We start from the raw sequence: 12,895 nt of genomic DNA, 5'->3' as shown, positions 1-12,895 counted from the left end.
ACCGGACCCATGCTCTTGCAATCGGTGAGCGCACAATCGCCGGACTTGCGGGCGGTCACGCCTCACGCAGAACTTCTCGCCGATGAATTTTGCTGGATGGCCTGCCTTGCAGGCGAAGACGGCGGCAGCATTCACGACGCCGGTGAAATAGCCGAATTTCCGTTTTTGGTCAATTACATACCGCGCCTGCGTCATGCCCCGAGGGCAGACCGGCGTTGCATTCTAAGATCATGTTCGAAGAGAGAAATTTCCTCCCGTACGGAGCCCGCCGGGAGGAAATTTACACTCGATCTAAACGCCCCGATGACCACGGCGCACCTGCGCGGCGTTGGAAACCGGCCTTACTTCGTCACCATCGGGCAGTTGCCCTCGGCGATCGGCCGGAAAGCGTCCTTCGCCGGGATCGTCTCCACCAGCTTGTAGAAGTCCCATGGCGCCTTGGACTCGGCGGGAGTCTTCACCTGGAACAGATACATGTTGTGGATGTGACGGCCGTCCTCGCGGATCGTGCCTTCACCGAACAACGGATCCTTCGACGGCATCTCCTTCATCTTGGCGACAACCTTCTGTCCATCGGTCGTGTTCGCCGCGGCCGCCGCGCGCAGATAGTGCAGCGTACCGGCATAGACGCCCGCCTGAATAGCGGTCGGACGCTTTCCGCCGCCAACCGCCGCAGTGAAGCGGTCAGAAAACTTGCGCGTGCCGTCGTTAGAGTCCCAATAGAAGCCTTCGGTCAGATAGAGGCCCTTCGCGCCCTGAAGTCCGATCGCATTGACGTCGGTGACCTGCATCAGCAGCGCCGCCAGTTCTTGCCCGCCGGCCTGAATGCCAAACTCGGTCGCCTGCTTCACGGAATTGACGGTGTCGTTCACCGCGTTGGCAAGCGCAACGATCTTGGCCTTGCTGGCCTGCGCCTGCAGCAGGAAGGACGAAAAGTCCGATGCGCCCGGCGGATGCCGCACGCTGCCGAGGATCTTGCCGTTCTGTTCCTTCACAACGTCCGACGCATCCTTCTCAAGCGAATGGCCGAAGGCGTAGTCCGCCGTCACGAAGAACCATGTGTCCTTCTTCGCCTTCAACAGCGCCAATGCGGTGCCGTGCGCCAGCGCCCAGGTGTCATAGGTCCAGTGCACGGTGTTGGGCGAGCACTTCTCGCCGGTCAGCAGCGACGAGCCGGGGCCGGACGCGATGAACGCGGTTTTCGATCCGCGCGTGGCTTCCTGCACGGCCAATGCCACCGAGGAGAACGGCACGTCGAGCACGGCATCGACCTTGTCGAGATCCATCCAGCGGCGCGTAATCGCGCCGCCGATATCCGGCTTGTTCTGGTGGTCGGCCTGAAGCAGTTCGACCTTGATGTCGGGCTTCTCAAGCTTGAAGTCCTCGATGGCAAGCTTCGCCGCCGCAACCGATCCGACGCCCGTCGAGTCGGTGGCGATGCCGGTGAGATCGGTGAGCACGCCGAGCTTGATGGTGTTGTTGGCGATCTGCGCGTGTGCCGGAGCGATGAGAGCCAGCAGCATCGCCGCGCCAGCAAGAAGAGCCGATTTTGATCTTTGCATTCTTGTTTTCTCCCGTTTTGATTCTTATGAACTTGTCCGGCCTTCGCCGGAATGTCCTAGCGCCGAATGATGTCCAGTACCTCCTGCGCAATATCGATGCGCACCGTCGCACGCTCGACCAGCACCTTCGCTACAGCCTCGACTTCGTCGCCGACAGCGCCAGCCATGATCGCGATGTTCTGCGCATGAAGCGCCATGTGCCCGGACTGGATGCCCACCGTGGCGAGCGCCTTCAGCGCCGAGAAATTCTGCGCCAGCCCCACCGCCGCAATGATGCGCGCCAGCCGCTCCGCCGTGGTGACGCCGAGAATCTTCAGGCACGCCTGCGCGGTTGGATGAATCTTGGTCGCACCGCCGATCAGGCCGACTGCGAGCGGCAGTTCGATGGATCCGGAGAGATGACCGTCCTTGGTGATCTCGTAGCGCGTCAGGCTGGTGTAACGTCCGCTACGTGCCGCGAAAGCATGGGCACCGGCTTCCACCGCGCGCGTGTCGTTGCCGGTGGCGAGAATGACGGCGCTGATGCCGTTCATGATGCCCTTGTTGTGGGTGGCCGCGCGATATGGATCGGCCTCGGCGAACTGATAGGCGCTGATGATGCCATCGCGCACGCTCTCCCCGCCGATATCTTCCAGCCTCCACACCGCATGGGCCCGGGCCAGCCGCCGGTCTGCAAGGTTGGAGAGAATGCGCAGGAACACGCGCCCACCACTCCATGTGGCGATATGCGGCGCGATCTTCTCGGCCATGGTGTTGACGGCGTTGGCACCCATCGCATCGCGTGTATCGACGATCAGATGCGTGATGACCATCGGTCCGCCGAGTGTATCGAGAATGCGTACCTCGACGTCGCGGAAGCCGCCGCCGAGCTTGACCAGCAGCGGATCGCACGCATCACAGATTGCCTTGATCTCGTCGCGCTTCTCCAGAAGCCGAAGCCGCGCGGCATAAGGGTCAGGCACCTCGACGGCCTGCACCTGCGCGATCATCAGCGTGCCGGAGACAGATGTGGTGAAACCCGCATCGTAAGTCTGGCGCGCCGCGTTGCACACCGCGGCGACCACCGACGACTCTTCCGTCGCCATCGGGATCAGCACGTCCTCGCCGTCGACCTTCATATTGGTCGCGATGCCGATCGGCACATTCATCGTGGCGATGACGTTCTCGATCATCTTGTCCGCGAGCTGCGGCGGCAGGTTGCCCATGTCGGCGAGATGGGCCGCGGTCGCTGCATCGAGGCCGGCGAACGAAGCGACGAGATCAAGCCGCTCCTGCGGCGGCTTGCGGTGAAACCCGGCGATCCGCGAACTGCGGTTTGCCCCGTGCCTTGCAACAGTCATTCAGCGTCTCCCGAACCGAGGTCCTCTTGAGGGGATTTTCGGCTACGGAAACTGTATGGTGATGGGGGTACACCACAAGGAACACTTTGCACAATTTCGGGAAGGTCCGTACCATTCAAACCATGGGTACAGTTCAGTCCAACAGTGGCGCTACGCGATCCCGTATCGAGACCATCGCCAATGAAATCGTTGCGCGGATCGAACGCGGCGCAATCCGGCCCGGCGAACGGCTGCCGTCGATCCGCGGCGCATCGGAGCTGTTCGGGGCGTCCAAGAATACCATTGTCGACGCGTATGAGCGGCTCGTGGCGTCAGGCCAGATCGAGAGCAAACCGGGCTCAGGCTTTTATGTCTCGCTGCATCGCCCGAAGCGCGCGGAGACCGCCGGGCCCGCGAAGGTCGAAGCGGTCGACAGCGTCTGGCTGCTGCGCGAGCAACTGGAAAAGCGTTACGAGGTCCGTGTCGGTGACGGCCGTCCGCCTGCGGCCTGGATGGAAGGATCGGAAGTCGGTCCGTATCTGCGGCCGGTCAGCCGGCCCGGACAACGCAATCTCCCTGAGAGTTACGGCAGCCCCTACGGCCTGCTGCCGCTGCGCCAGCGCATCGCCGGTCTTCTCGCAGAGCGATCCATCGGCGCCGAGCCGACGCAGGTCTTGCTGACACAGGGCGCGAACGACGCCCTCGACATGATCGTGCGCCAGTATGTCGAACCCGGCGATCCGGTCCTTGTCGACAGTCCCGGCTACTATCCGCTGTTCGGAAAACTGCGGCTTGCGAAGGCGCGGCTGATCGGCGTGCGGCGAACCGTGGACGGGCCGGACCCGGACGATCTCGCCGCCAAGGCCGCCAGCACCGGCGCACGGATATTCTTCACCCAGTCGCTCGCGCACAACCCAACGGGCTGCTCGATAACGCTGCCGGTCGCCTATCGTCTGCTGCGCACCGCGACCGACCACAATCTGCGCGTTGTCGATTCCGATCCTTTCGCCGATGTGCTCTCGAACAACAGTCCCCGTCTCGCCGCGCTCGATCAGCTCGACCGCGTGATCTATGTCGGCACCTTCGCCAAGACGCTCTCTGCGAGCCTGCGGTCGGGGTACATCGCCGCCAATGCCGATACCGTTGCGCGGCTGGCCGATCTCAAGATGATCACGCGCGCGAACAGTTCAGGTTACATCGAGCAGATCATCTACGACCTGATCACCAGCGGGCGCTATCGCGGACATCTCAAACGGCTCAGTGGGCGCATCGAAGCCGCCACCCGTCAGGCGAACGATAGCCTGGCGCGGCTCGGCCTGCCGGTGTTCGGACAGCCGCGCGGCGGGTTTTACATGTGGTGCGAACTGCCGCCGCATATCGACGACACGCAGTTGTCACGCGTTGCCGCTGAACGCAGTATTCTGCTGGCGCCCGGTTCGGCCTTCAATCCGGACGCCACCCCAGCCACCCCCGCGATGCGCGTCAATATCGCGCATGTCGGCGATCCGCGGTTTGAAAGCTTCATGGCCGAGCATCGCAATCCATAACGATCTACCGCCGAACCGCCTCGTAAAAATCAAACAGGCCACGATGAATTCGTGGGCATCTCGCGATTTCGGCATCGCAACATTAACGCGTGGCAAACAATGTTCCTGCCGCTGAAGCGAAATCCGTTTCAAACAGACCCACGCTGCAAACATCCGATCTTTGCTTGACTTGAACTTGTCCGGCCAGCAGTCTAGCGCCGCAAAGAAAAAGCATCGAACGCGAATTCAGATGCATTTGGGAGAAACGCATGAAGTCATTTCTCAGCCTGCTCGCAACTGCGAGCATTCTCGGCACCGGCGCCCTTCTCACGCCGGCCTCGGCCCAGCAGACCATCAAGATCGGCGTCCCGACTTCGGTCCAGCTTCAGGTCGGCCGCGACACACAGAACGCCATCAAGATGGCGATCGAGGATATCAACAGCAAAGGCGGACTCGTCGGGCGCAAGCTTGAAATGGTTGCCGCAGACGAAACCGAAAACCCCGAACAGGGCATTGCCGCGATCAAGAAGCTCACCGCCGATGAAAAGGTCGACGTGCTGATCGGCGGCTACACCAGCGGCGTGACGCTGGCCCAGTTGCCTCACATCTCGAACGCAAAGACGATCTATCTCGGCGTCGGTGCGGCCTCGCCTGCAATCACGGCAAAGGTGAAAACCGATTACGAGAACTACAAGTACATTTTCCGTGTCTCCCCGATCCACGCCGGCCATCAGGCCCGCGCGCTGGTTGACTTCATCAACGGCAAGCTCAAGGGCGAGATGGGCCTGAAGAAGGTCGCCATCGTCGGAGAGAACGCCAAATGGGTGCAGGACCTCGTGCCGATCCTGAAGAAGGGCGCGGTCGAGGGCGGCACCGAAGTGCCGATGGCCGAATTCTTCGACACATCGACCTCGGACTTCTCGCCGCTGTTTGCCAAGGTCAAGTCGAGCGGTGCGCAGTATCTGATTGTAATTCTGTCGCACGCCTCCTCGGACATCTTCGTCAAGCAGTGGCATGACGCGCAGGTGCCGATTCCGATCGGCGGCATCGATGTGAAGAGCCAGGATGCGGACTTCTTTACCCGCGTGAGCGGCAAGGCCCTGTCCGAAACCGTCGGCCTGTTCGCAACCCGCGCCCCGCTGACCGAGAAGACGATCCCGTTCTGGGATGAGTTCGTCAAACGCTTCGGCACCGCCCCGGTCTATACCGGCGTCGGCGCTTACGACGCGATTTATGTCTATGCGGAAGCGGTAAAGCGCGCCAACTCGGTCGAGCCGAATGCGGTGATCAAGGAACTCGAAAAGACGGACTATGTCGGCATCGCCGGCAAAATCCAGTTCGACGAGGTCCATGATGTGAAGACCGGACCCGGCCTGCAGAACCTGCTGTTCGCGCAATGGCAGAAGGACGGCGCACGCATCGTCGTGTGGCCGAAGGCGTCCGAAACGGGAAAGATGATCCCGCCGCCCTGGATGAACTGAACTGCACTTGACGTCGTGAGAACAGCAGCCGGTAACGATATTACCGGCCGCTGTCCCCGAAGGTTTGCCTTCTTCTGACGAATAAGACCAGCAGGCGGTTATGCTCGAAATCCTGATCTACGGCGCTGTGTCCAGCGCAATCTATGCGCTGCTCGCGGTGGGCTTCACGCTCATCTTCGGCGTCGCCCGCATCCTCAATCTGGCCCACGGCTCGTTTTACGCGCTCGGCGCCTATGCAGCCTACGTCTTCACATCGCTGCTGAACTTCCCGCTGATCATCGCGGCGCCACTGGCCGTTCTGCTGGTGGCAGGCTTCGGCGTGCTGATGGAGCGCTTCCTGGTCCGGCCGCTGCGCGCATCGCAGCTCGCCGTGCTGATGATCACGCTGGCGGTCTCGCTGGCCGTCGAACAGGCGCTGTTCATCACCTTCGGATCCGAATACCGCAACGTCCCCTCGTTCGTGGCCGACAAGATTTCGATCGGCGGCGTCGACATCGGCGGACAACGGCTTCTCGCGCTGGTCATGAGCGTTCTGGTGCTGCTGCTGCTCTGGCTGTTCATTCAGCGCACGCGGCTCGGCGCGGCCATTCTGGCGGTGTCGCAGGATCCGGAAGCCGCGCAATACATGGGCATCCCCACGAATCGCATCTTCTCCATCGTGATGGCCATCTCCGCAGGCACCGCCGCATTTGCCGGCGTGCTGGTCTCACCGTTCCTTACGGTGCAGCCGACCATGGGCCTGCTGCCGATGGTGAAAGCCTTCGCCATCGTCATCGTCGGCGGCCTCGGCTCGATCCCCGGCAGCATCATCGCCTCGCTGATCCTCGGTTATTCGGAGACTATCGTGGCCTATCTGATTTCGACATCCTGGACCGAACTGGTCTCGCTGGTCGCAGTCGTCATCACCCTCATGATCAGACCGTCCGGCATTCTCGGACGGCGGGCGGCGTTCTGACATGCGGCAGGTTTCACTGATCGATATCGCCGGCGGCATCGTGGTCGTCGCCATTCTGGCGCTGGCCCCGGTGTTCGCGGCAAGCAACTATCTCACCGGCGTGCTCACCGTCTGCGTCATCTACGGCATCTGGGCTTCGAGCTGGGATTTCATGTCGGGCCTCACCGGCCGTGAGAACTTCGGCCACTCACTCTTTATCGGCGCGGGTGCCTATACCGCGGGCTTCCTCGCGACGATCTGGTTTGCGAATCCATGGTACAGCCTGCCGGCGGCGGTCGTCATCGCGGTCGCATTCAGCCTGATCGTCGGCTTTCCGACATTGCGCCTGCGCGGCCCCTACTTCGCGCTGGCGATGCTGTCGGCCTCCGCCATCCTGCAACGCCTGTGTCTGATCTTCTGGGAGCAGACCGGCGGCGAGGAAGGCCTTTACGGCCTCGAACCGCTGATGCGCAATCCGCTTCACTACTACTGGCTCGTGCTGGCGATCCTTGTGGTCACCGTGATCGTGCTGGTGCTGCTGGCGCAATCGCACTGGGGCCTGTTGCTCCGCGCCATTCGGGGCGACGAAGCGACCTGTCAGGCGGCGGGCATCAATGTGACGTTCTACAAGATCGCGTCGCTCGCCATCAGCGCCGCCTTTGCCGGGCTCGGCGGCGCGCTCTATGCGCACTACCAGCTTCAGGTCTCCCCGCCCCTGTTTTCGGTCGTGGTGTCGATCACCGTCATCATCATGTGTTACGTCGGCGGCATCGGCTCGATCTATGGCGCGGCGGTGGCGGCGATCCTGCTCACGCTGCTCACCGAGATGCTGCGCGGCTTCGGCGAGTATCGCCTGTGGATCTATACCCTCACGCTGATGCTGATCCTGTTCTTCCTCCCCAATGGCCTGGTCGCGCCGCTGTGGCGCCGGATGACGGAGCGCTTCCGATGACGGCGCTGCTCGAAGTCAACGACGTCACCAAGCGGTTCGGCGGCCTCACCGCCGTGAAGGGCGCGACCTTCACCCTGCAAAAGGGCGAACTCACCGGCATCCTCGGCCCGAATGGCGCGGGCAAGACCACGCTGTTCAATATGCTCACCGGTTTTATGGCGCCGACCTCCGGGAGCGTGACATTCAACGGCGCACCGCTGCGTGGCCTTGCGCCCTACAAGGTGGTCAACAGCGGCATGGCGCGCACCTTCCAGCTCTGCCGTCCGTTCGTCGGCATGAACCTGCTGGAGAATGTTCTCGTCGCCTGCATGTCGCCGCGCGCGCATCAGGACCATGACAAGGAAGAGCGCGCGCGCCACCTGCTCGAACAGGTCGGTCTCGGCGGCCGTGGCTTCGAGCCGGTCGAGACGCTTCCCTACGGCGATCTGCGGCGGCTCGAAATCGCCCGCGCGCTGGCGACCCGGCCGGACCTGCTGCTGCTCGACGAGCCGTTCGCCGGCCTCGGCTCCAGCGAGATCGAGCCACTGGCACAACTCATCAAGCGTCTGCATCGCGAGGAGAACCTGACCATCCTGCTGATCGAGCACAAGCTGCGCGAATTCATGGCGCTGGTGTCGCGCGTCATCGCGATGAATTTCGGCGAGATCATCGCCGTCGGGCCGCCCGAGGACATCGTGAAGAACCCGAAAGTCATCGAGGCGTATATCGGCAAGACGGAGGACGCACATGCCTCTGCTTGAAGTCTCCGACCTGCGCGTCAGCTACGGCAAGGCGCTTGCCATCGAATCCGTCTCGATCAAGGTCGAAAAGGGCGAACTGGTCGGCGTGCTCGGCCCCAACGGCGCCGGCAAGACCACGCTGCTGAAAGCGATCTCGCGCTCCATCGGCTCGCAAGGTACGCTGAAGTTCAAGGACCAGACGCTCGACGGCGTCGCGCCTTACGATGTGGTCGCGCGCGGCATCTGCCATTGTCCCGAAGGCCGCAAGCTGTTCTCGGAACTGTCGGTGCTGAAGAACCTTCAGCTCGGCGCCTATCTCCGAAGCAACAAGGCCGAGATCAACGCCGACCTCGAACGCGTCTTCACGCTGTTTCCGGTGCTGCGCGAGCGGCAGTGGCAGCAATCCAGCACGCTCTCCGGCGGCGAACAGCAGATGGTGGCCATCGGCCGCGCACTGATGGGGCGGCCGGAACTGCTGCTGCTCGATGAGCCGTCGGTCGGCATCGCACCGCGGCTGAAAGGCCTGATCTTCGATTCGATCCAGCAGATCAGGAAAGACGGCACCGCCATCCTGATCGTGGAGCAGGACGCGACCTCGACGCTGAAGATCACGGACCGCGTCTATGTGCTCGAACACGGCCGCACAATCCGCGAGGGCACGGCCAAGGAAATCGCTGGCGACAAGTACATCCAGCAGGTTTATCTGGGCGTGTGAGGCACTACCGTCATTGCGAGGAGCGCAGCGACGAAGCAATCCAGCTTTTGCCTGCTGCTGTGGATTGCTTCGCTTCGCTCGCAATGACGAGAGGAACTATTTCTTCTCCAGCGCGCCTTCGGCCTTCAGCACTTCATGCGCCGCCTTGAACGCCTCGAGGCCCGCCGGAATGCCGCTGTAGACGGTGGCGTGCAGCAGCACTTCCTTGATCTCATCCACGGTCACGCCGTTGGTCAGCGCGCCTTTGACATGGAGCTTGATCTCGTTCGGCGCCTTCAGCGCCGTCAGCATGGCGAGGTTGAGCATGCTGCGGGTCTTGCGGTCGAGGCCCGGCCGGGTCCAGGCGTAACCCCAGCACCATTCGGTGGTGATCTCCTGAAAAGCCATCATGAAGTCATCGGCCTTGGCGATGCTGCCGTCGACATAATCCTTGCCCAGAACGTCGCGACGGACGGCCAGACCTTTTTTGAATTGTTCGCTTTCACCGCTCATGACGCTCTCCAAAACTTCGATTGATGATGGGATAATCCAACTGCCTTTAGCGGTTGGGCAATGATCCGACAATCGCCGGTTCTGCCGCGCCGGTATGACCCACGCGATGATGTCAGCTAGTTCGCTTTCGCGCCCGACGCCTGGATGACCGGCGACCATTTCGCCACTTCGGCCTTGAGGTGGGCGGACAGCGCCTCCGGCGTCGCCTGCTCCGGCTTCACCGGCTCGATGCCGAGTGCCGCCAGACGCTCGATGACCTTTGGATCTTTCAGCGCGGTCTGCAAAGCATCGCTCAGCTTCTTCTGGACGTCAGCCGGTAATCCCTTCGGCGCCCACATCGCATGCCATGCGGCGACCTCGAAATTCTTCAGCCCGGCTTCGTCGAGCGTCGGAAGATCGGGAAGAATTTTCAGCCGCTCTTTTGTCGTTGCGGCATAGCCCTTGATCTTGGCGTCCTTGATCTGCGCGGTGGTGGTCGTGGTCTGGTCGCACATCATGTCGAAATGGCCGCCGAGCAGATCCGACATCGCGGGCCCCGTTCCGCGATAGGACAAGGCCGTCATCTGGGTGTCGATCGCGCTCATGAACATGATCGCGCACAGATGCGATGCCGAACCGATCCCGGCATGGGCATAGGTCACGGCGGCCTTCTTCTGCTTGATCCAGTCGATCAGGTCCTTGGCGGTCTTCGGCTCAAGGCCGCTCTTGCCGACGATCGTCATCGGCACGTCCGCGATGCGGCCGATGGAATCGAAATCGTCGATCACGTTATAGCGGAGGTTGTCGTAGAGCGACGGCGCGGTCGCCTGCGCGATGTGCCAGACCGTCACCATGTAGCCGTCGGCGGGGGATTTCGCGACGCGGGTCATGCCGATGGTGCCACCGGCCCCGCCGACATTCTCCACCACGATCTGCTGACCCAGCGTTCGTCCCATCGACTCCGCGACAAGGCGGGAGACCGCGTCGGTCGGCCCGCCCGCAGCGGCCGGAACGATCAGGGTGATCGGACGCGACGGAAAGCTTTGTGCTGCGGCCGATCCCATCGCCGATATCGATAACAGGATCACGGCAACCGGGCCTGCAACCCCAACAAACAGCTTCCGCATGGCGGCCTCTCCCTGACTTTGTTTCCTTGTCTTCTGTTTTTATTTTGGTGTGGTCCCCGGCTCTACGGCCAAGGTTTGAGTCTTGTCTAGTTAGCCTGATTGTCGCCGGCCAATGCATCGCACACCGCCCTGGTGATATCGGCGGTTCTTGCCTTTCCGCCGAGATCCGGCGTGTGCAGCGATTTGTCGGCTGTTACCTTCTCAATCGCCCGCATCAGCCGCGCCGCGGCGGACGGTTCACCGAGATGCTCCAGCATCATCACGCTGGACCAGAACGTGCCGACCGGGTTCGCGATTCCCTTGCCGATGATATCGAAAGCGGAGCCGTGAATCGGCTCGAACATCGACGGGAAGGTGCGCTCGGGATTGAGATTGGCCGTCGGCGCGATGCCGAGCGAGCCCGCCAGCGCTGCGGCGAGATCCGACAGAATGTCGGCGTGCAGGTTGGTGGCGACAATGGTGTCCAGCGTTTCCGGCTTGAGCGTCATCCGCATGGTCATGGCGTCGACCAGCATCTTGTCCCATGTCACGTCCGGGAATTCGCGCGCGACCTCGGCGGCGATCTCGTCCCACATCACCATGGCGTGGCGCTGCGCGTTGGACTTCGTGACCACCGTCAGGAATTTCCGGGGCCGCGAACGCGCCAGCGCGAAGGCAAAGCGCATGATGCGGGCAACGCCCGCGCGCGTGAACATCGAAACGTCGGTGGCGGCCTCCTCCGGCAGCCCGCGATGCACGCGGCCGCCGACGCCGGCATATTCGCCCTCGGAATTCTCGCGCACGATCACCCAGTCGAGTTCCGGGCCGGATACATTGCGCAGAGGGCTGACGATGCCCGGCAGGATGCGCGTCGGACGGACATTGGCGTATTGATCGAACGGCTGACAGATAGCGAGCCGCAGCCCCCACAGCGTGATGTGATCGGGCACATCAGGCGCACCGGCAGAGCCGAACAGGATCGCATCGTGCTTCCTGATCAGGTCCAGTCCGTTGTCCGGCATGAACGCGCCGGTCTTCTTAAAGCGCTCCGATCCCCAGTCGAAATGATCGAATGCGAAGGCGAAACCGCCGTCGCGCTTGGCGCAGGCATTCAACGCTTCCACACCGGCGGAGATCACTTCGGAGCCGATGCCGTCGCCGGGGATGGCTGCAATTCGATAGGTTTTCACGCTGAATCCGCTTGTTGGTTGAACCGTCAGGGCGCGAGCCGCCTTGGCTGGGCGGGCGGGCTGGCCCACCAGCCGCCTGTCTCTCGGCAGCGCACTGTGGATGCTACCTTCCATGGAAGATGGTATGGATGTCAAGACACCTCGCGCCGGCCGCCGGCTTGCCGCTATAAGGAACTCGAAGTCAGGAACGGACATGAGTCGCCTCAAAACGCCCGCCGCAGAGCCGCTTGCCAAGGCGCCCTCGCTCGTCGCCGACGCCTATCAGGCGCTGAAGAACGCCATTCGCGACAACGCCTTCGCGCCCGGCTACCAGGGCTCGGAGCAGGAAATCGCGCTCCGGCTCGGCATGAGCCGGACCCCGGTTCATGAGGCCCTGATCCGGCTTCAGGAAGAAGGCCTGGTGCGGGTTCTGCCCAAGCGCGGTGTCACCGTTCTGGCGCTGTCGCCGGACGACATGCGCGAGGTCTATGACGTGATCATCGCCCTTGAGGGCATGGCTGCCGAACTGATCGCCGCCATGAGCCCGAAAGACCGCCGCCCGATCGTGACGGCTCTGGAGAGCATCAACGCCGAGATGAAAGCCGCCTTGCAGCGCGATGAACTCGACGCCTGGGCCCGTGCGGACGATCGCTTTCATCGCGCCCTGATCGACGGCAGCGGCAATACCCGCCTCGCCCGCCTCGCCAACACCATCATGGACCAGTCGCACCGCGCCCGGATGATGACGCTGCGCCTGCGGGCCAAGCCGACAAAATCGCTCAAGGAGCATCAGGCGCTTATCGCTGCGCTCAAGAGCGGCGATGCGATGCTGTCGTGCAGCGAAGCCCAGAACCACCGGCGGCGCGCGCGCAGCGAACTCCTGCCGCTGCTGGACCAGTTCGGAATGAAGCATCTCTGACCGCCGGGCGCGATTGCATAGG

General features: G+C 62.6%; 12 protein-coding genes. 7 read left to right on the top strand and 5 right to left on the bottom strand.

Annotation, left to right across the window (positions count from 1 at the left end; all coding sequences use genetic code 11):
* Positions 1-341: 341 nt before the first annotated feature.
* Both HMPREF9695_RS04545 and HMPREF9695_RS04540 read right to left on the bottom strand, forming a co-directional pair.
* Complete coding sequence (locus HMPREF9695_RS04545) at positions 342-1,562, bottom strand: ABC transporter substrate-binding protein (protein WP_006019630.1); 1,221 nt, start codon at positions 1,560-1,562, stop codon at positions 342-344.
* Positions 1,563-1,618: 56 nt separating this feature from the next.
* Positions 1,619-2,902 (bottom strand): hydroxymethylglutaryl-CoA reductase, degradative, encoded by a 1,284-nt coding sequence (locus HMPREF9695_RS04540; protein WP_006019629.1) that lies wholly within the window; start codon positions 2,900-2,902, stop codon positions 1,619-1,621.
* Between the two features lie 122 nt (positions 2,903-3,024).
* Here HMPREF9695_RS04540 and HMPREF9695_RS04535 point away from each other — a divergent pair, with 122 nt between their 5' ends.
* The 6 genes from HMPREF9695_RS04535 (at position 3,025) to HMPREF9695_RS04510 (ending at position 9,208) form a co-directional block, all read left to right on the top strand.
* On the top strand, positions 3,025-4,428 hold the full coding sequence (locus tag HMPREF9695_RS04535; RefSeq protein WP_051054957.1) for an aminotransferase-like domain-containing protein: 1,404 nt from the start codon (positions 3,025-3,027) through the stop codon (positions 4,426-4,428).
* Between the two features lie 248 nt (positions 4,429-4,676).
* On the top strand, positions 4,677-5,888 hold the full coding sequence (locus HMPREF9695_RS04530; protein ID WP_006019626.1) for an ABC transporter substrate-binding protein: 1,212 nt from the start codon (positions 4,677-4,679) through the stop codon (positions 5,886-5,888).
* A 100-nt stretch (positions 5,889-5,988) separates the two neighbouring features.
* Positions 5,989-6,843 carry a branched-chain amino acid ABC transporter permease gene (locus tag HMPREF9695_RS04525; RefSeq protein WP_006019625.1) on the top strand — a complete coding sequence of 285 codons (855 nt, stop codon included), beginning with the start codon at positions 5,989-5,991 and terminating at the stop codon, positions 6,841-6,843.
* Position 6,844: 1 nt separating this feature from the next.
* A complete protein-coding gene (locus HMPREF9695_RS04520; protein ID WP_006019624.1) occupies positions 6,845-7,774 on the top strand; it encodes a branched-chain amino acid ABC transporter permease in 930 nt (309 codons plus the stop codon).
* Positions 7,771-8,514 (top strand): ABC transporter ATP-binding protein, encoded by a 744-nt coding sequence (locus HMPREF9695_RS04515; RefSeq protein WP_006019623.1) that lies wholly within the window; start codon positions 7,771-7,773, stop codon positions 8,512-8,514. Before HMPREF9695_RS04520 ends, HMPREF9695_RS04515 begins: the two co-directional genes overlap by 4 nt.
* Complete coding sequence (locus tag HMPREF9695_RS04510; RefSeq protein WP_006019622.1) at positions 8,501-9,208, top strand: ABC transporter ATP-binding protein; 708 nt, start codon at positions 8,501-8,503, stop codon at positions 9,206-9,208. Before HMPREF9695_RS04515 ends, HMPREF9695_RS04510 begins: the two co-directional genes overlap by 14 nt.
* 96 nt (positions 9,209-9,304) lie before the next feature.
* Here HMPREF9695_RS04510 and HMPREF9695_RS04505 read toward each other — a convergent pair whose 3' ends face one another.
* From HMPREF9695_RS04505 to HMPREF9695_RS04495, 3 genes are all read right to left on the bottom strand, one after another.
* Entirely contained in the window at positions 9,305-9,700 is a 396-nt protein-coding gene (locus HMPREF9695_RS04505) for a carboxymuconolactone decarboxylase family protein (RefSeq protein WP_006019621.1), read from the bottom strand.
* Between the two features lie 116 nt (positions 9,701-9,816).
* Positions 9,817-10,806, bottom strand: coding sequence for a tripartite tricarboxylate transporter substrate-binding protein (locus HMPREF9695_RS04500; RefSeq protein ID WP_006019619.1), 990 nt, complete (start codon positions 10,804-10,806; stop codon positions 9,817-9,819).
* Positions 10,807-10,892: 86 nt separating this feature from the next.
* The gene (locus HMPREF9695_RS04495; protein WP_041711276.1) at positions 10,893-11,975 is read right to left on the bottom strand and encodes a tartrate dehydrogenase; all 1,083 of its coding nucleotides are present in this window, start codon (positions 11,973-11,975) and stop codon (positions 10,893-10,895) included.
* Between the two features lie 193 nt (positions 11,976-12,168).
* On the opposite strand from HMPREF9695_RS04495, the gene HMPREF9695_RS04490 reads away from it, so the two are divergent.
* Positions 12,169-12,873, top strand: a complete 705-nt coding sequence (locus HMPREF9695_RS04490; protein ID WP_006019617.1) for a GntR family transcriptional regulator — start codon at positions 12,169-12,171, stop codon at positions 12,871-12,873.
* Positions 12,874-12,895: the final 22 nt, after the last annotated feature.

Origin of the sequence: Afipia broomeae ATCC 49717, assembly GCF_000314675.2 — a bacterium.
GTDB classification, from domain to species: Bacteria; Pseudomonadota; Alphaproteobacteria; order Rhizobiales; family Xanthobacteraceae; genus Afipia; species Afipia broomeae.
This window is presented reverse-complemented; position numbering and strand designations above follow the sequence as displayed.